We start from the raw sequence: 17,057 nt of genomic DNA on the forward strand, positions 1-17,057 counted from the left end.
CGATTCCCTGCGTCTTTTTGCGGCCAGGTTGCCTATAATCGACGCAGGATAAATGGAGGAATCGACCATGAGCTCACCCCTGCTGATTGCGCGTACGCTGGAAAAACAGCTGCATCTACTCCCCGGAATGGCCAACCGTCACGGCCTGATCACCGGGGCTACCGGGACCGGTAAAACCGTCACGCTGCAGAAGCTGGCGGAGTCCTTTTCCGAAATCGGCGTGCCGGTATTTATGGCCGACGTGAAGGGTGACCTCACCGGTATCGCCGAGGCGGGCCAGAGCAGCGAAAAGCTGCAGGCGCGGCTGGAAAAAATCGGCGTCAGCGACTGGCAGCCGCACGCTAACCCGGTGGTAGTGTGGGATATTTTCGGCGAGAAAGGCCACCCGCTTCGCGCCACGGTCTCCGACCTCGGCCCGCTGCTGCTGGCGCGCCTGCTGAACCTCAACGAGGTCCAGTCCGGGGTGCTGAATATCATTTTCCGCATCGCCGACGACCGCGGCCTGCTGCTGCTCGACTTTAAAGATCTGCGCGCCATTACCCAGTACATCGGCGATAACGCGAAAAGCTTCCAGAACCAGTACGGCAACATCAGCAGCGCCTCGGTGGGAGCTATCCAGCGCGGCCTGCTGACGCTTGAGCAGCAGGGGGCGGAGCACTTCTTCGGCGAGCCGATGCTGGATATCGCGGACTGGATGCGCGTTGATGCCAGCGGCAAAGGGGTGATTAATATCCTCAGCGCTGAAAAGCTGTATCAGATGCCGAAGCTGTACGCGGCCAGCCTGCTGTGGATGCTCTCGGAGCTCTACGAGCGCCTGCCGGAAGCCGGCGATCTGGACAAACCGAAGCTGGTCTTTTTCTTCGACGAGGCGCACCTGCTGTTTAACGACGCGCCGCAGGTTTTACTCGATAAAATTGAACAGGTTATCCGCCTTATTCGCTCCAAGGCGGTGGGGGTTTACTTCGTTTCGCAAAACCCGGCGGATATCCCCGACGCGGTGCTCGGCCAGCTGGGTAACCGGGTGCAGCACGCCCTGCGCGCCTTCACGCCAAAGGATCAGAAGGCGGTAAAAACGGCGGCGCAAACCATGCGCGCCAATCCGGCGTTCAGTACCGAACAGGCGATTCAGGAGCTGGGCACCGGCGAGGCGCTGGTTTCCTTCCTCGACGAAAAAGGCAGCCCGTCGGTGGTAGAGCGCGCGATGGTTATCGCCCCCTGCTCGCGGATGGGGCCGGTCACGGACGACGAGCGTAACGGGCTGATTAACCACTCCGCGCTGTACGGAAAATACGAGGAGGAGGTCGATCGCGAGTCGGCGTTTGAAATGCTGCAAAAAGGGGTACAGGCCACCACCGAGCAGCAGGATGCGCCGCCGGCCAAAGGCCAGCAGAGCAGCGCCGACGACGGCCTGCTCGGCGGCCTGAAGGATATTCTGTTTGGCACCACCGGCCCGCGCGGCGGCAAGCGCGACGGTATTGTGCAAACGGCGGCCAAAAGCGCGGTGCGTCAGGTGACGAATCAGATAGTGAGGGGGATGCTGGGAAGCTTGCTCGGCGGGCGAAAACGGTAGGTTAGTGCCCCCTCTCCGCGCCGGAGAGGGGGAAGTGCGCTAGCTTTTTCTCATCATTAGCCAGAGGCTTATCAGGAAGAAGCTGGCGCTCGGCAGCAGCGCGCCGATGATCGGCGGAATGCCGTAGACCAGGGTCAGCGGGCCAAAAATCTGGTCCAGCACGTAGAAGATAAAGCCGAAGCTAATCCCCGTCACCACCCTCACGCCCATCGCCACGCTGCGCAGCGGACCAAAGATAAACGACAGCGCCATCAGCATCATTACCGCTACCGACAGCGGCTGGAAGATCTTGCTCCACATATTGAGCTGGTAGCGGCCAGGGTCCTGACCGCTGGACTTCAGATAGGTGACGTAGTTATGCAGGCCGCTAATCGACAGCGCGTCGGGATCCAGCGCCACCACGCCCAGCTTGTCCGGCGTCAGCTTGGTGTTCCAGGTGCCGCTGACCATCTGCGAGCCGGTAATCTGTTTCGGGTCGGTGAGGTTGGACTCATCGACCTGCGACAGGCGCCAGACCTTATTCTCGCTATCGAATTTCGCCGACGCGGCGTAGCGGACCGACTGCAGACGACGCGCATCGTTGAAGGCGTAAATGCTCACGCCGCCCAGCTCGTCGTTACCTTTAACCCGTTCGATATAGACAAAATTGTGGCCGTCTTTCGCCCACAGGCCCTGCTGAGTGGAAAGCAGCGAGCCGCCGTACATCTGCTGAGCGCGGTAGTTACGCGCCATCTGCTCGCCCTGCGGCGCAACCCATTCCCCCATCGCCATCGTCAGCAGAACCAGCGGGATAGCGGTTTTCATTACCGCCAGCGCCACCTGCAGACGGGTGAAGCCTGAGGCCTGCATCACCACCAGTTCGCTGCGCTGTGCCAGCGCGCCGAGGCCAAGCAGCGCCCCGAGCAGCGCCGCCATCGGGAAGAATATCTGCACGTCTTTCGGCACGCTGAGCAGGGTATAGAGTCCGGCGCCCAGCGCGTCGTAGCTGCCCTGCCCGGCTTTTTTCAGCTGATCGACAAACTTGATAATGCCCGACAGCGAAACCAGCATGAACAGCGTCATCATGATGGTGTTGAAAATCGTCTTACCGATGTAACGGTCAAGTACGCCAAACGCCTGCATCACGCCGCTCCTTTGTTAAAACGGGCACGGAAGCGACGCATTGGCACCGTATCCCACAGGTTCAACAGCACCGCCAGCGCGAAATAGAGCAGGTTGATGCCCCACATCCAGATCATCGGGTCCATTTTACCTTTGCCGCCGTTCGACTTAATCGAGGTTTGCAGCAGGAAGAAGACCAGGTAAAGCAGCATTGCCGGCAGCATCGACAGCACGCGGCCCTGGCGCGGGTTGACGACGCTCAGCGGAACCACCATCAGCGCCATGATAAAGACGGTCGCCACCAGCGTGAAGCGCCAGTGCAGCTCGGCGCGAGCGCGATCGGTCTGGGTATGCCACAGCGTGCGCATATCCATCTGTTCGGTGTCATCGGGATCCGACGCCACCGCCTGGTGGCCGACAATCGCCTGATAGTTTTTGAAATCGGTGATGCGGAAATCGCGCAGCATCGCGGTACCCTCAAAGCGGGTACCCTGATTCATGGTCACCACCTGCGAGCCGTCTTTCTGCTGCGAGAGTTCGCCCGAATCGGCGACCACCACCGACGGACGGGCGTTGCCTTTCGGCCGCAGCTGCGCGAGGAATACGTCCTGGAAACGCTTGCCGTTAACGCTTTCAATAAACAGCACCGCGCTACCGTCGCTGGCCTGCTGGAACTGGCCCTGGGCCAGCGCGGCCATGCCGGGGTTAGCTTTTGCTTCCGACAGAACTTCGTCCTGATGCCGGGACGACCACGGCCCCGCCCACATCACGTTGACCGCCGCGACCGCGCCGGTGAACAGCGCGAGGATCATCGCCGCCTTCACCAGTACCGCTTTGCTCAGGCCGCAGGCGTGCATCACCGTGATTTCGCTTTCAGTATAGAGTTTGCCCAGCGTCATCAGCAGCCCGAGGAACAGGCTCAGGGGCAGGATCAGCTGCGCCATTTCCGGAATGCCCAGCCCTAACAGCGAGAGCACCAGATTTGTCGGGATATCGCCATCTACCGCAGCGCCGAGGATCCTGACCAGTTTCTGACAAAAGAAAATGAGCAGCAGGATGAATAGGATCGCCAACTGGCTTTTCAGCGTCTCACGAACCAGATATCTTATGATTATCACTATAAATACGCCCGTAAAAACCCGTCTTATTGCAGGAAAATTGCTTGTTTCATGGCTTAAACGTCATTTATTCTCTTTGGTCGTCGAAAACATCGCTAAGATTAAATGACTCATCGGTTCTGCGTATCAGGTTTTTTTCTGACGAACCAAGGCCGTAATAACGTTAAGATTAACACGAAGTCACCACAACAGCGGACATGAGTTACGAAAGCTTTCAATTCTATCCGTAGCCACCGTCGTTGTCTTTAAGATTCAGGAGCGTAGTGCATGGAGTTCAGTGTAAAAAGCGGTAGCCCGGAGAAGCAGCGGAGTGCCTGTATCGTGGTCGGCGTCTTCGAACCGCGTCGCCTCTCCCCCATTGCCGAACAACTCGATAAAATCAGTGACGGCTATATCAGCGCCCTGCTGCGTCGCGGTGAACTGGAAGGTAAGCCAGGCCAGACGCTGCTGCTCCACCATGTGCCAAATATTCTGTCAGAGCGCATTCTGCTGATTGGATGTGGCAAAGAGCGCGAGCTGGATGAGCGCCAGTACAAGCAGGTGATTCAAAAAACCATTAATACCCTGAATGATACCGGGTCGATGGAAGCGGTCTGTTTCCTGACCGAGCTGCACGTCAAAGGGCGCAACAACTACTGGAAAGTTCGCCAGGCCGTTGAGACCGCGAAAGAGACGCTGTACAGCTTCGATCAGCTGAAGACCAACAAAAGCGAACCGCGTCGTCCGCTGCGTAAAATGGTCTTCAACGTGCCCACCCGCCGCGAGCTGACCAGCGGCGAGCGCGCAATCCAGCACGGCCTGGCCATCGCCTCCGGGATCAAAGCGGCAAAAGATCTCGGCAACATGCCGCCGAATATCTGCAACGCGGCCTATCTGGCCTCGCAGGCGCGCCAGCTGGCGGATACTTACAGCAAAAACGTCGTCACCCGCGTGATCGGCGAGCAGCAGATGCGCGAGCTGGGGATGAACTCCTACCTCGCGGTCGGCAACGGTTCGCAGAACGAATCGCTGATGTCGGTGATTGAGTACAAAGGCAACCCGGCGGAAGACGCCCGCCCGATCGTACTGGTCGGTAAAGGCCTGACCTTCGACTCCGGCGGTATCTCCATCAAGCCTGCCGAAGGCATGGACGAGATGAAGTACGACATGTGCGGCGCGGCGGCGGTGTACGGCGTGATGCGTATGGTGGCCGAGCTGCAGCTGCCGCTGAACGTCATCGGCGTGCTGGCGGGCTGTGAAAACATGCCCGGCGGTCGCGCCTATCGCCCGGGCGACGTCCTGACCACCATGTCCGGCCAGACGGTGGAAGTGCTGAATACCGATGCCGAAGGCCGCCTGGTGCTCTGCGACGTCCTGACCTACGTTGAGCGCTTCGAACCGGAAGCGGTGATTGACGTGGCGACGCTGACCGGCGCCTGCGTGATTGCCCTCGGCCACCATATCACCGGCCTGATGTCGAACCACAATCCGCTGGCCCATGAGCTGATTGGCGCATCCGAGCTGGCGGGGGACCGCGCGTGGCGTCTGCCGCTGGGCGACGAGTTCCAGGATCAGCTGGAGTCCAACTTCGCGGATATGGCCAACATCGGCGGCCGTCCGGGCGGAGCCATTACCGCCGGCTGCTTCCTGTCGCGCTTCGCCCGCAAGTACAACTGGGCGCACCTCGATATCGCCGGCACCGCATGGCGTTCGGGTAAAGCCAAAGGCGCGACCGGTCGTCCGGTGGCGCTGCTGTCGCAGTTCCTGCTCAACCGCGCCGGCTTTACCGGCGAAGAGTAATCTTGCAGGCCGGATGGCGCGACGCTTATCCGGCCCGTAAGTTCGAGCAATTAGAATTCAGTACCCTATGGATTTCGAGTTGCATCGCGGCGGCAGAGCGGCGCACACTTCCGTCAGCATAGTTCACTCTGCGGTCGGGGGTGCCCAAAGGCGGCCAACCAAGAGGCAACGGGAAAGACAACGGGTAGAGATATGAAGAACGCAACCTTTTATCTGCTGGACAACGACGCGCAGCAGGACGGTTTAAGCGCCGTCGAACAGCTGGTGTGTGAAATTGCCGCGGAGCGCTGGCGCAGCGGCAAGCGCGTGCTGATCGCCTGTGAAGATGAGCAGCAGGCGGTTCGCCTCGACGAAGCGCTGTGGACGCGGCCACCGGAGAGTTTTGTCCCGCATAATCTGGCGGGAGAAGGCCCCAGAGGTGGCGCGCCGGTGGAGGTCGCCTGGCCGCAAAAGCGCAACAGCAGCCCGCGGGACATCCTGATCAGTCTGCGGGTAAACTTTGCAGATTTTGCCACCGCTTTCACAGAAGTGATAGACTTTGTCCCTTACGAAGACTCTTTGAAACAACTGGCACGCGAACGCTATAAAGCGTACCGCATGGCTGGTTTCAACCTGAACACGGCAACCTGGAAATAATGGAAAAGACATACAACCCACAAGATATCGAACAGCCGCTTTACGAGCACTGGGAAAAGCAGGGCTATTTCAAACCGAATGGTGATGAAAGCCAGGAGAGCTTCTGCATCATGATCCCACCGCCGAACGTCACCGGCAGTTTGCATATGGGTCATGCCTTCCAGCAAACCATCATGGATACCATGATTCGCTACCAGCGCATGCAGGGTAAAAATACCCTGTGGCAGGCCGGTACCGACCATGCGGGTATCGCAACCCAGATGGTGGTTGAACGTAAGATTGCCGCCGAAGAAGGTAAAACCCGCCACGATTACGGTCGCGACGCCTTTATCGATAAAATCTGGCAGTGGAAAGCGGAATCCGGCGGCACCATTACCCGTCAGATGCGCCGCCTGGGCAACTCCGTGGACTGGGAGCGCGAGCGCTTCACCATGGACGAAGGCCTCTCCAACGCCGTGAAGGAAGTCTTTGTCCGCCTGTACAAAGAGGACCTGATCTACCGCGGCAAGCGCCTGGTCAACTGGGATCCGAAGCTGCGCACCGCGATTTCCGATCTCGAAGTGGAAAACCGCGAGTCTAAAGGCTCCATGTGGCACATCCGCTACCCGCTGGCCGACGGCGCGAAAACCGCCGACGGCAAAGATTACCTGGTGGTCGCCACCACCCGTCCGGAAACCGTACTCGGCGATACCGGCGTGGCGGTTAACCCGGAAGATCCGCGCTATAAGGACCTGATCGGCAAATTCGTTATTCTGCCGCTGGTTGACCGCCGCATTCCCATCGTCGGCGACGAACACGCCGATATGGAAAAGGGCACCGGCTGCGTGAAGATCACCCCGGCGCACGACTTTAACGACTACGAAGTCGGTAAACGTCACGGCCTGCCGATGATCAACATCCTGACCTTTGACGGCGATATCCGCGAAACCGCGGAGGTGTACGACACCAAAGGCAACGAATCTGACGCCTACCCTAACGCGATCCCGGCCCAGTTCCAGAATCTGGAACGCTTTGCCGCGCGTAAAGCGGTGGTTGCCGCCGTCGATGCGCTGGGCCTGTTAGAAGAGATTAAACCGCACGACCTGACCGTCCCGTACGGCGATCGCGGCGGCGTGGTTATCGAGCCGATGCTGACCGACCAGTGGTACGTTCGTGCCGACGTGCTGGCAAAACCGGCGGTGGAAGCGGTTGAGAACGGCGACATTCAGTTCGTGCCGAAGCAGTACGAAAACATGTATTTCTCCTGGATGCGCGATATTCAGGACTGGTGTATCTCCCGTCAGCTGTGGTGGGGCCACCGCATCCCGGCATGGTACGACAACGAAGGCAACGTCTACGTTGGCCGCACCGAAGAAGAAGTGCGCAGCGAAAACAACCTGAGCGCAGACGTCGCGCTGCGCCAGGACGACGACGTTCTCGATACCTGGTTCTCCTCCGCGCTGTGGACCTTCTCCACCCTCGGCTGGCCGGAAAACACCGACGCGCTGCGTCAGTTCCACCCAACCAGCGTGATGGTCTCCGGCTTCGACATCATCTTCTTCTGGATTGCCCGCATGATCATGATGACCATGCACTTCATCAAAGATGAAAACGGCAAGCCGCAGGTTCCGTTTAAGACCGTCTACATGACCGGCCTGATCCGCGATGACGAAGGCCAGAAGATGTCCAAATCCAAGGGTAACGTGATTGACCCGCTGGATATGGTCGACGGTATTTCCCTGGCCGACCTGCTGGAGAAACGCACCGGCAACATGATGCAGCCGCAGCTGGCGGAAAAAATCGCTAAGCGCACCGAAAAACAGTTCCCGGACGGCATCGAGCCGCACGGTACCGACGCCCTGCGCTTCACCCTGGCGGCGCTGGCCTCAACCGGCCGCGACATCAACTGGGACATGAAGCGCCTGGAAGGCTACCGCAACTTCTGTAACAAGCTGTGGAACGCCAGCCGCTTCGTGCTGATGAATACCGAAGATCAGGACTGCGGCTTCAACGGCGGCGCCATGGAGCTCTCTCTGGCCGATCGCTGGATCCTGGCTGAATTCAACCAGACCATCAAAGCGTACCGCGAAGCGCTGGATAACTTCCGCTTCGATATCGCCGCGGGCATTCTGTACGAGTTCACCTGGAACCAGTTCTGCGACTGGTATCTGGAGCTGACCAAGCCGGTAATGAACGGCGGCAGCGAGGCCGAGCTGCGCGGCACCCGCCATACGCTGGTCACCGTGCTGGAAGGCCTGCTGCGCCTGGCGCACCCGATCATTCCGTTTATCACCGAAACCATCTGGCAGCGTGTTGATGCTATCGCGAATAAAGAACTTCGTTTCCAATTAAATACCGTGAACGAAGACCGTACCATCATGTTGCAGCCGTTCCCGGCCTATGACGCGTCTCAGGTTGATGAAGCCGCCCTTGCCGATACCGAATGGCTGAAGCAGGCGATCGTTGCCGTACGTAACATCCGTGCGGAAATGAACATCGCGCCGGGTAAACCGCTGGAGCTGCTGCTTCGTGGTTGCAGCGTAGATGCTGTGCGTCGCGTGACGGATAACCAGAGCTTCCTGCAGTCCATGGCGCGTCTGGAAAGCATCACCATTCTGCCTGCGGATGACAAAGGTCCGGTTTCCGTCACCAAGATCATCGACGGCGCCGAGCTGCTGATCCCGATGGCCGGCCTTATCGACAAGGACGCCGAGCTGGCGCGTCTGGCGAAAGAAGTGGCGAAAGTCGAAGCGGAAATTGGCCGCATCGAAAGCAAGCTTTCCAACGAAGGCTTTGTCGCCCGCGCGCCGGAAGCGGTCATTGCTAAAGAGCGTGAAAAGCTGGAAGGTTACGCGGAAGCGAAAACCAAGCTGGTTGAACAGCAGGCCGTCATCGCCGCGCTGTAACCTTCTGCCCCTTGCCTGACCGGGCAAGGGGCCCAATCACCGCGTATTCCCACGCGCTAACGACCAGGTTGCAGCACAAACGTCCGTCGCGTTGAACAGCGCTTGCGCTGCCCCCTTTTCCGATGTTATTAACAACAGCATCATCCGCCATTTTTGCTATGAGTAATCGTATGAATACCATCGCGACCATCACGGTGTCGCTGCGCCGGATCACCGCGCAAGACAATGCGGCTATCGCCGGCGTTATTCGCCAGGTTTCAGCCGAATACGGGCTGACCGCCGATAAAGGCTATACGGTAGCCGACCCTAATCTGGATGAGCTTTTCCAGCTCTACAGCCAGCCGGGTTCCGCATACTGGGTGGTGGAGCAGAATGGTCAGGTGGTCGGCGGCGGCGGCGTGGCGCCATTAGCCCACAGCGAGCCCGATATCTGCGAGCTGCAGAAAATGTACTTTATGACTTCGGCCCGCGGACAGGGGCTGGCGAAAAAGCTGGCGCTGCTCGCGCTGGATCATGCCCGCGAGCAGGGATTCAGGCGCTGCTATCTGGAAACCACCGCCTTCCTCAAGGAAGCGGTAGGCCTATACGAGCACCTTGGCTTCGAGCATATCGACGGGCCGCTGGGCCATACCGGCCACGTTGACTGCGAAGTGCGGATGCTTAAAACGCTGTAGTGAGTCTTGTTGTTTACGCTTCCCCGGCCGCGCTGCGCTTACCGGGGACCCGCCTCAGCATATTCTGCCGCGGCTGCGGGAGCGCCGCCTTAAGCGGCCACCGGCACCCCGCTATGAAAGCGAATCTCCGCCTCCGGCGCGTTGATCAGCGCGGCTTCCGCAGCGCCCAACTGGCGCACGCGCTCGCTGATATCTTCCCCGGCAATCTGCTGCGCCAGGCGCAGGTAATCTTCGAAGTGGCGCGCTTCGGAGCGCAGCAGCGACAGGTAGAACTTCTGCAGACTCTCCTCCAGCCACGGCGCCAGGGCGGCAAAGCGCTCGCAGGAGCGCGCTTCGATATAGGCCCCGCAGATCAGCTTATCGATCAGCATCGCCGGCTCATGGGATCGCACCTCCCGGCGCAGCCCGCGGGCGTAGCTGCTGGCGGTCATTTTGACGTAGGGAATATCGTGCGCCTGCATGATCTCGCGCACCTGCCAAAAGTGGTGCAGCTCTTCTTTAATCAGCAGCACCATGCTGTCAATCAGCTGGCGTCCCCACGGGTCGTCCGTATGCGGCATGGTGCTTTTATTGATCCGCTTATGCAGCGCGACGAAATCCGGCTCCGGGCCCCAGCGATAGGTAAAGTCCTCGTACGGCTTCAGGCAGGCCAGCAGCTCGTCGGCGCCCTCTTTATCCGCCACATATTTACGCACCAGCAGCATGGCGTTCTGCGCCGCTTTCAGCTCGCAGACCATATGATCGGTGAGCAGCAGCGGCAGGTTTTCCGGCTTACGGGCTTCATCAATCCACGCTTGCGGGGTGGTGCAGTGCAGGAAGTTGAGTACGGGGGAGAGTATTTGCGGGTAGTCCATCGAGATTCCTTGCTATACGGCGGCAGATACCGCCGTATCCATCAGCGGCTTAGTGACGTACGCCGTCGTCATCTTCATCGACGAAATCTTCGTCATCGTCTTCGTCGCCATCTTCACCGTTAGGGTCTTCGTAGTAGGTGCCCCAACCGTCATACTCGACGCCAAACTTTTCTGCCAGCGTCAGCAGCTGTTCAACCTGGGCATCAATCAGCTCAACCTTCAGCGCGCTCTCGCTCAGGATGTCGCAGCAGATAACGGTTTCGCCCTCTTCGACTTCCAGCTCTTCCGGCTCGGTCACTTCGTAACCCATCTTGAAGGCTTCGACCGCAACTTTTTCCAGCGTTTCGAAGTCGTCGGCGGAGAGATGATGCTCAATGGTGTACAGCGCGTCCGGATCGCTGCCGTCTTCGAGCAGCTCTTCGATAATCAGACGCGTTTCTTCACGCTGTTCTTCCAGTAGTTCCGGGTTTGCCATGGCTCGTTCCTCATAATGTGCGGCAGTTACTTCTATTGTCACATACCGCCGTGATTGCCTCCACCTTTGCGCGAAAGATTTGTGCGGCGGGGTTGAAAATGAATATTCATACATATAAAGTGAATTTTAATTCAATAAGTGGCTTAAGCCATGCGAGGGAACCATGTCGACGTTTTATCAGAAGCATTTTTTGAAGTTGCTTGATTTTACACCTGCAGAAATCACCGCCCTGCTCAAGCTAGCGACCCGGCTCAAAACCGATAAAAAAAACAGCATTGAAATCCAGCATCTCGCTGGCAAAAACATCGCGCTCATCTTCGAAAAAGACTCTACCCGCACACGATGCTCTTTCGAAGTTGCCGCATTCGATCAGGGCGCGCGCGTCACCTACCTCGGGCCAAGCGGCAGCCAGATCGGCCATAAAGAGTCCATTAAAGATACCGCCCGCGTGCTGGGCCGGATGTATGACGGTATTCAGTACCGTGGCCACGGCCAGGAAGTGGTTGAAACCCTCGCCCAATATGCCGGCGTGCCGGTGTGGAACGGCCTGACCAACGAATTTCACCCTACCCAGCTGCTGGCGGATCTGCTGACCATGCAGGAACATCTGCCGGGGAAAGCGTTCAACGAGATGACCCTCGCCTACGCCGGCGACGCGCGTAATAACATGGGCAATTCGATGCTGGAAGCGGCGGCCCTTACCGGGCTGGATCTGCGCCTCGTCGCGCCGGCGGCCTGCTGGCCGGAAGAGAGCCTGGTGGCCGAGTGCCAAGCGCTGGCGCAAAAGCACGGCGGCAACATCACCCTGACCGAAGATATCGCCGCCGGCGTGAAGGGCGCGGACTTTATCTATACCGACGTTTGGGTATCGATGGGCGAAGCCAAAGAGAAATGGGCCGAGCGTATCGCCCAGCTGCGTGACTATCAGGTGAACAGCAGCATGATGGCGCTGACCGGCAATCCGCAGGTGAAGTTCCTCCACTGCCTGCCGGCGTTCCACGACGATCAGACCGCGCTTGGCAAGCAGATGGCCGCCGAGTTCGGCCTGCACGGCGGCATGGAGGTCACCGACGAGGTGTTTGAATCTGCGGCGAGCATCGTCTTCGATCAGGCCGAAAACCGCATGCATACCATCAAGGCGGTGATGGTCGCGACCCTGAGTAAATAACCCGCGAAGACTCCCGGAGGCGGCGCGTGCGCCCTGTCCGGCCACTCCCCGGCAAGCGCAGCGCGGCCGGGGAGTGATGGCCCTTAGCCCATCAGCATCTTCACCACCGCTTTGCGCACTTTGGCGGGCGAGCCCACCGCGCACAGCGGCTTATGCACCTCTCCTGGATAAAACACCACAAAATCTCCCGCGCTGAGAATCATGGTTTTCTCCTGTTCGCCGGCGGCGAGGAACGCAATGTCTTTATCCGCCAGCCAGTCGATATCCGGCGTCCCGGCGGGCCGGGTGCTGAAGGTCATCCCCTCCTCGCCCTGCAGCACAATCTGGATATCCAGGTAGCGCGCGTGATACTCGGCGCGGCGCTCGCTGAGCGCTTCGGTAGTATCCTGCGAAATGAGATAAAACAGGTTGTTGCCGTCAATATCGTGTTTACCGAGCGGCGTCTGCTCGCTGACGTGAGCCTTAACGTATTCGATAGCGTGACGCAGCGGCTCCGGTAGCCAGGCCTGCAGATGGTGAATGTTGCCGACGATCATAATAACCCTCAAATATAAAACAGCTTTTCATTTCCGGTTTTTATACGCCCCTTGCGACTGCCATACCACCACTTTTTAACGCTTTTTTGCGCTGGCGCAGCGATATCGAAGCAAACGTTTACCTGTTTGTGGACGAATCGCTTGATCCGAAATTTGAGCTGCGTATAATGCCGGTCGATTTGCCGGGAGGAAGCATGGTCTATTGCGTACGACATTCTGTCTTACCGCGTCTGAAAACAGGCGCTGGCGTAGCGTTTTTCTTTCCGTTGCTCAATGAATTCTCGAAGCCCCTTATTTAAGGGGCTTTTTTTTTGCCCAGGCGTCAGGAGATAAACATGGCTAACCCGCTATATCAAAAACATATCATTTCCATAAACGATCTCAGCCGCGAAGACCTTGAACTGGTCCTGGCGACCGCTGCAAAGCTGAAAGCGCACCCGCAGCCGGAACTGCTGAAGCACAAGGTTATCGCCAGCTGTTTTTTTGAAGCCTCTACCCGCACCCGTCTGTCGTTCGAAACCTCGATGCACCGCCTCGGCGCCAGCGTGGTAGGCTTCTCCGACAGCAGCAACACCTCGCTGGGCAAAAAGGGCGAAACCCTCGCCGACACCATTTCGGTCATCAGCACCTACGTTGACGCCATCGTGATGCGTCATCCGCAGGAAGGCGCGTCGCGGCTGGCAACCGAATTCTCCGGCGGCATTCCGGTGCTCAACGCCGGCGACGGCGCCAACCAGCACCCGACGCAAACCCTGCTGGATCTGTTCACCATCCAGGAAACCCAGGGCCGCCTGGAAAACCTTAACGTGGCGATGGTCGGCGACCTTAAATACGGCCGCACCGTGCACTCCCTGACCCAGGCGCTGGCGAAATTTAACGGCAACCGCTTCTACTTTATCGCCCCTGACGCGCTGGCCATGCCGCAGTACATCCTCGATATGCTCGACGAGAAAGGGATTGCCTGGAGCGTCCATAGCGCCATTGATGAGGTCATGGAGGAGGTCGATATTCTCTATATGACCCGCGTCCAGAAGGAGCGCCTCGACCCGTCGGAATATGCCAACGTGAAGGCGCAGTTTGTGCTGCGCGCCGCCGATCTGGAAGGCGCCCGCGACAATATGAAAGTGCTGCACCCGCTGCCGCGCATTGACGAAATCACCACCGATGTTGATAAAACGCCGCACGCCTGGTACTTCCAGCAGGCCGGCAACGGCATCTTCGCACGCCAGGCGTTACTGGCACTGGTACTGACTAGCGAGCTGGCTCTGTAAGGGGAAACGACCATGACACACGATAATAAACTGCAGGTAGAAGCCATTAAGCGTGGCACCGTCATCGACCACATCCCCGCGCAGGTGGGCTTTAAGCTGCTGACGCTGTTTAAGCTGACCGAAACCGACCAGCGCATCACCATCGGCCTGAACCTGCCGTCAGGCGAAATGGGCCGCAAAGATCTGATTAAAATCGAGAATACCTTCCTCACCGACGAGCAGGTCAACCAGCTGGCGCTGTACGCCCCGCATGCGACGGTGAACCGTATCGACGACTATGAGGTGGTCGGCAAATCGCGGCCTAACCTGCCGGATCGGATTAACAGCGTGCTGGTGTGTCCGAACAGCAACTGTATCAGCCACGCCGAGCCCGTTTCCTCCAGCTTTGCGGTGAAAAAACGCGAAAATGACATCGCGCTGAAGTGCAAATATTGTGAAAAAGAGTTTTCACATAATGTGGTTCTGGCCAACTAATTGAGGTTGGTATTGGCAACCCGGCTCCCTATAATGGCCGGGTCCTTAACGCGCTATCCTTCAAGCTGCTTCCTTGTCGGCGGCGTGAGCGCCCAAGGCGACTCGCCTCCTGCCGCGTCGATGCAACCCGAAGGATTTCGCGTCACTTCTTAATTAAGCTGTTATTCAGGAGAACTCATGTCTAAAACTATCGCGACGGAAAATGCACCCGCAGCTATCGGCCCGTACGTTCAGGGTGTTGATCTGGGTAGCATGATCATCACTTCCGGCCAGATCCCGGTTGATCCTAAAACGGGCAGCGTACCGGAAGAGGTTGCCGCTCAGGCGCGCCAGTCTCTGGACAACGTAAAGGCTATCGTTGAAGCGGCAGGCCTGAAAGTGGGCGATATCGTTAAAACCACCGTATTCGTCAAAGACCTGAACGACTTTGCCACCGTGAACGCCGCGTATGAAGCGTTTTTCACCGAGCATGATGCGACCTTCCCGGCACGCTCCTGCGTCGAAGTTGCGCGTCTGCCGAAAGACGTGAAGATTGAGATTGAAGCGATCGCGATTCGCCGCTGATTGTTCAGCCCTCTCCGCTGCGGGGAGGGTTATCTTCGGCAATTCATCTCATGACGACGCATTCATCTCGCGCACAAAATCAATAAACGCCTGCAGGGGCACCGGGATCAGCCGACGATCGTTGTAGTAAAGATAGGGCCCGGAGAACGACAGCCACCACGGCTGTAATATTGGTTCGAGCTGGCCGCTGGCGATAGCGGGCCGCAGCCACTCTTCGAACAGATAGATAACGCCAATACCGGCAATCGCAGAGTCAACCGCCAGGTCGACTGCGCTACCGACGCTCACCACCAGCGGGCCATTCACCTGTACGCTGTAGCTCTCTCCCTCACGCTCAAACTCCCACGCCGGCATGACGCCCGTGGCGTAGCGGCCACGAATACATTGATGGTGCATCAGATCGCGTGGATGCGTAGGCCTGCCGTGCTGGCTTAAATACGCCGGGGCGGCGGCTACGGCAAATCGCTGACGGCGCGGCCCGATAGGCAGAGCAATCACATCCTGCTCGAGCCGCTCGTCATAGCGAATGCCGGCATCGCAGCCGTCACGAAACACATCCTGGACGTTACTTTCGGCGACGATCTCCAGCTGAATATTGGGATAACGGCGGATAAACTCCGGCACCAGAGAGGGCAATACCAGCCGCGCGGCGCTGACCGGCACGTTCAGCCGCAGCGTGCCGCCGGGAGTATTACGATAGCGATTGAGTGAATCCAGCGCGGCGTCCACTTCGTTCATGGCCGGAAGCAGGCGCTCAATCAGCGCCCTGCCGGCCTCGGTCAACACCACGGTGCGCGTGGTGCGATGGAACAGCCTGATGCCAAGCTGCTCTTCCGCACGACGTACCGCATCGCTTAGCCGCGACGCGCTGCTGCCGGTGATCCTTGCGGCCTCGCGAAATCCCCCGGCCTTCGCCACTTCTACCACCGCATGCAGCAACCCCATATCCATCGACACTGTGCGCCACCTCGTACAGGTTGTCCTCATTTAGCTGGATAGTTGCACAGCGCATTCATCGATACAATCGAAACACACTCATACAGGAGAGCACCATGTCAAAACCCACAATGACTTACCGCCTCGGCGACCGCGAAGTGAACCGTTTAGGCTATGGCGCAATGCAGCTGGCAGGTCCGGGCGTTTTTGGCCCGGTGAAGGATGAGCCCCGGGCCATTCAGGTTCTTCGTGATGCCGTCGCCTCCGGCGTTAACCACATTGATACCAGCGATTTTTACGGCCCGCATGAGACCAACCGGCTGATTAAAAAAGCGCTGCATCCCTATTCCGACGACCTGAGCATCGTCACTAAGGTTGGCGCTCGTCGGGATGAAAAGGGCGGATGGATCCCGGCCTTCAGCCCGCAGGAGCTGACCCGTGCGGTAGAAGAGAACTTACAGAATCTGGGGCTGGACGCCATGCAGGTAGTGAATCTGCGCAGCATGCATGACGTCCACACGCCGAAGGAAGGTTCGCTGGAAAAAGAGCTGGAAACGCTGATTCAGCTGAAAGAGCGCGGATTAATCCGTCATATTGGCCTGAGTAACGTGACCGCCAAACAGATCGCCGATGCGCAAAAGATGACGCCGATTGTCTGCGTTCAGAATATGTATAACCTTGCCAACCGCCAGGACGACGAGCTGGTCGATAGCCTGGCCGCGCAGGGCATCGCCTACGTGCCGTTCTTCCCGCTCGGCGGTTTCTCGCCGCTGCAGTCCGCGCGGCTCGATGAGGTCGCCGGCGAATTACAGGCAACGCCCATGCAGGTCGCCCTCGCCTGGCTGCTCAAGCGCTCGGCCAATATTCTGCTGATCCCCGGCACGTCATCGCCGCAGCATTTGCAGGAGAACCTGGCCAGCGCGCAAATAGTATTGTCCGATGAAGTGATGGAAAAGCTGAACGGGATCGCTGGCTAAGCCGCTGGTCTCTACGGCAAGAGTCTTCTGCCACAGTGC

19 protein-coding genes are annotated in these 17,057 nt (G+C 58.6%); 13 read left to right on the plus strand and 6 right to left on the minus strand.

Annotated features, from left to right (window positions below):
* Nucleotides 1-67 precede the first annotated feature (67 nt).
* Nucleotides 68-1,570, plus strand: a complete 1,503-nt coding sequence (locus EDF75_RS23280) for a helicase HerA-like C-terminal domain-containing protein (RefSeq protein WP_133601042.1) — start codon at nt 68-70, stop codon at nt 1,568-1,570.
* Between the two features lie 39 nt (nt 1,571-1,609).
* On the opposite strand, the gene lptG is transcribed toward EDF75_RS23280, so the two are convergent.
* Both lptG and lptF read right to left on the minus strand, forming a co-directional pair.
* A complete protein-coding gene (gene lptG / locus EDF75_RS23285; RefSeq protein WP_095104269.1) occupies nt 1,610-2,692 on the minus strand; it encodes an LPS export ABC transporter permease LptG in 1,083 nt (360 codons plus the stop codon).
* Nucleotides 2,692-3,789, minus strand: a complete 1,098-nt coding sequence (lptF, locus tag EDF75_RS23290) for an LPS export ABC transporter permease LptF (RefSeq protein ID WP_133601043.1) — start codon at nt 3,787-3,789, stop codon at nt 2,692-2,694. The genes lptG and lptF overlap by 1 nt, the downstream gene beginning before the upstream one ends.
* Nucleotides 3,790-4,056: 267 nt before the next feature.
* On the opposite strand from lptF, the gene pepA reads away from it, so the two are divergent.
* The 4 genes from pepA to EDF75_RS23315 all read left to right on the plus strand — a co-directional run bounded on the left by pepA (nt 4,057) and on the right by EDF75_RS23315 (nt 9,763).
* Nucleotides 4,057-5,568, plus strand: coding sequence for a leucyl aminopeptidase (gene pepA / locus EDF75_RS23300; protein ID WP_123709847.1), 1,512 nt, complete (start codon nt 4,057-4,059; stop codon nt 5,566-5,568).
* A 192-nt stretch (nt 5,569-5,760) separates the two neighbouring features.
* The gene (gene holC, locus EDF75_RS23305; protein ID WP_041143792.1) at nt 5,761-6,204 is read left to right on the plus strand and encodes a DNA polymerase III subunit chi; all 444 of its coding nucleotides are present in this window, start codon (nt 5,761-5,763) and stop codon (nt 6,202-6,204) included.
* Nucleotides 6,204-9,089, plus strand: a complete 2,886-nt coding sequence (locus EDF75_RS23310; RefSeq protein WP_133601044.1) for a valine--tRNA ligase — start codon at nt 6,204-6,206, stop codon at nt 9,087-9,089. Before holC ends, EDF75_RS23310 begins: the two co-directional genes overlap by 1 nt.
* Before the next feature lie 170 nt (nt 9,090-9,259).
* Nucleotides 9,260-9,763, plus strand: coding sequence for a GNAT family N-acetyltransferase (locus EDF75_RS23315; RefSeq protein ID WP_133601045.1), 504 nt, complete (start codon nt 9,260-9,262; stop codon nt 9,761-9,763).
* 89 nt (nt 9,764-9,852) lie between these two features.
* On the opposite strand, the gene miaE is transcribed toward EDF75_RS23315, so the two are convergent.
* Both miaE and rraB read right to left on the minus strand, forming a co-directional pair.
* Complete coding sequence (miaE, locus tag EDF75_RS23320) at nt 9,853-10,617, minus strand: tRNA isopentenyl-2-thiomethyl-A-37 hydroxylase MiaE (RefSeq protein ID WP_045853290.1); 765 nt, start codon at nt 10,615-10,617, stop codon at nt 9,853-9,855.
* Between the two features lie 49 nt (nt 10,618-10,666).
* Nucleotides 10,667-11,092 carry a ribonuclease E inhibitor RraB gene (gene rraB, locus EDF75_RS23325; RefSeq protein WP_133601046.1) on the minus strand — a complete coding sequence of 142 codons (426 nt, stop codon included), beginning with the start codon at nt 11,090-11,092 and terminating at the stop codon, nt 10,667-10,669.
* A 98-nt stretch (nt 11,093-11,190) separates the two neighbouring features.
* On the opposite strand from rraB, the gene argL reads away from it, so the two are divergent.
* Nucleotides 11,191-11,286 (plus strand): putative translational regulatory protein ArgL, encoded by a 96-nt coding sequence (gene argL / locus EDF75_RS27680; protein ID WP_374756750.1) that lies wholly within the window; start codon nt 11,191-11,193, stop codon nt 11,284-11,286.
* The gene (argF, locus tag EDF75_RS23330; RefSeq protein WP_133601047.1) at nt 11,256-12,260 is read left to right on the plus strand and encodes an ornithine carbamoyltransferase; all 1,005 of its coding nucleotides are present in this window, start codon (nt 11,256-11,258) and stop codon (nt 12,258-12,260) included. The genes argL and argF overlap by 31 nt, the downstream gene beginning before the upstream one ends.
* Nucleotides 12,261-12,343: 83 nt before the next feature.
* On the opposite strand, the gene EDF75_RS23335 is transcribed toward argF, so the two are convergent.
* Entirely contained in the window at nt 12,344-12,796 is a 453-nt protein-coding gene (locus EDF75_RS23335; protein WP_133601048.1) for a NanQ anomerase/TabA/YiaL family protein, read from the minus strand.
* A gap of 194 nt (nt 12,797-12,990) precedes the next feature.
* On the opposite strand from EDF75_RS23335, the gene EDF75_RS23345 reads away from it, so the two are divergent.
* The 5 genes from EDF75_RS23345 to ridA all read left to right on the plus strand — a co-directional run bounded on the left by EDF75_RS23345 (nt 12,991) and on the right by ridA (nt 15,105).
* Complete coding sequence (locus EDF75_RS23345; RefSeq protein WP_080773194.1) at nt 12,991-13,095, plus strand: pyrBI operon leader peptide; 105 nt, start codon at nt 12,991-12,993, stop codon at nt 13,093-13,095.
* Nucleotides 13,070-13,129 carry a pyrBI operon leader peptide gene (locus EDF75_RS27490; protein WP_112150686.1) on the plus strand — a complete coding sequence of 20 codons (60 nt, stop codon included), beginning with the start codon at nt 13,070-13,072 and terminating at the stop codon, nt 13,127-13,129. Before EDF75_RS23345 ends, EDF75_RS27490 begins: the two co-directional genes overlap by 26 nt.
* 2 nt (nt 13,130-13,131) lie before the next feature.
* The gene (pyrB, locus tag EDF75_RS23355) at nt 13,132-14,067 is read left to right on the plus strand and encodes an aspartate carbamoyltransferase (RefSeq protein WP_045853294.1); all 936 of its coding nucleotides are present in this window, start codon (nt 13,132-13,134) and stop codon (nt 14,065-14,067) included.
* Nucleotides 14,068-14,079: 12 nt separating this feature from the next.
* The gene (gene pyrI / locus EDF75_RS23360; protein ID WP_133601049.1) at nt 14,080-14,541 is read left to right on the plus strand and encodes an aspartate carbamoyltransferase regulatory subunit; all 462 of its coding nucleotides are present in this window, start codon (nt 14,080-14,082) and stop codon (nt 14,539-14,541) included.
* Nucleotides 14,542-14,718: 177 nt separating this feature from the next.
* Entirely contained in the window at nt 14,719-15,105 is a 387-nt protein-coding gene (gene ridA, locus EDF75_RS23365; RefSeq protein WP_041143783.1) for a 2-iminobutanoate/2-iminopropanoate deaminase, read from the plus strand.
* Between the two features lie 48 nt (nt 15,106-15,153).
* On the opposite strand, the gene EDF75_RS23370 is transcribed toward ridA, so the two are convergent.
* Nucleotides 15,154-16,062 carry a LysR family transcriptional regulator gene (locus EDF75_RS23370; RefSeq protein ID WP_133601050.1) on the minus strand — a complete coding sequence of 303 codons (909 nt, stop codon included), beginning with the start codon at nt 16,060-16,062 and terminating at the stop codon, nt 15,154-15,156.
* Between the two features lie 95 nt (nt 16,063-16,157).
* On the opposite strand from EDF75_RS23370, the gene EDF75_RS23375 reads away from it, so the two are divergent.
* Nucleotides 16,158-17,018: an aldo/keto reductase family oxidoreductase gene (locus tag EDF75_RS23375; RefSeq protein WP_133601051.1), complete on the plus strand. Its 861-nt coding sequence runs from the start codon at nt 16,158-16,160 to the stop codon at nt 17,016-17,018.
* The last annotated feature ends 39 nt before the right edge of the window (nt 17,019-17,057 follow it).

The organism is Klebsiella sp. BIGb0149 (genome assembly GCF_004362605.1).
GTDB lineage: Bacteria > Pseudomonadota > Gammaproteobacteria > Enterobacterales > Enterobacteriaceae > Klebsiella > Klebsiella terrigena.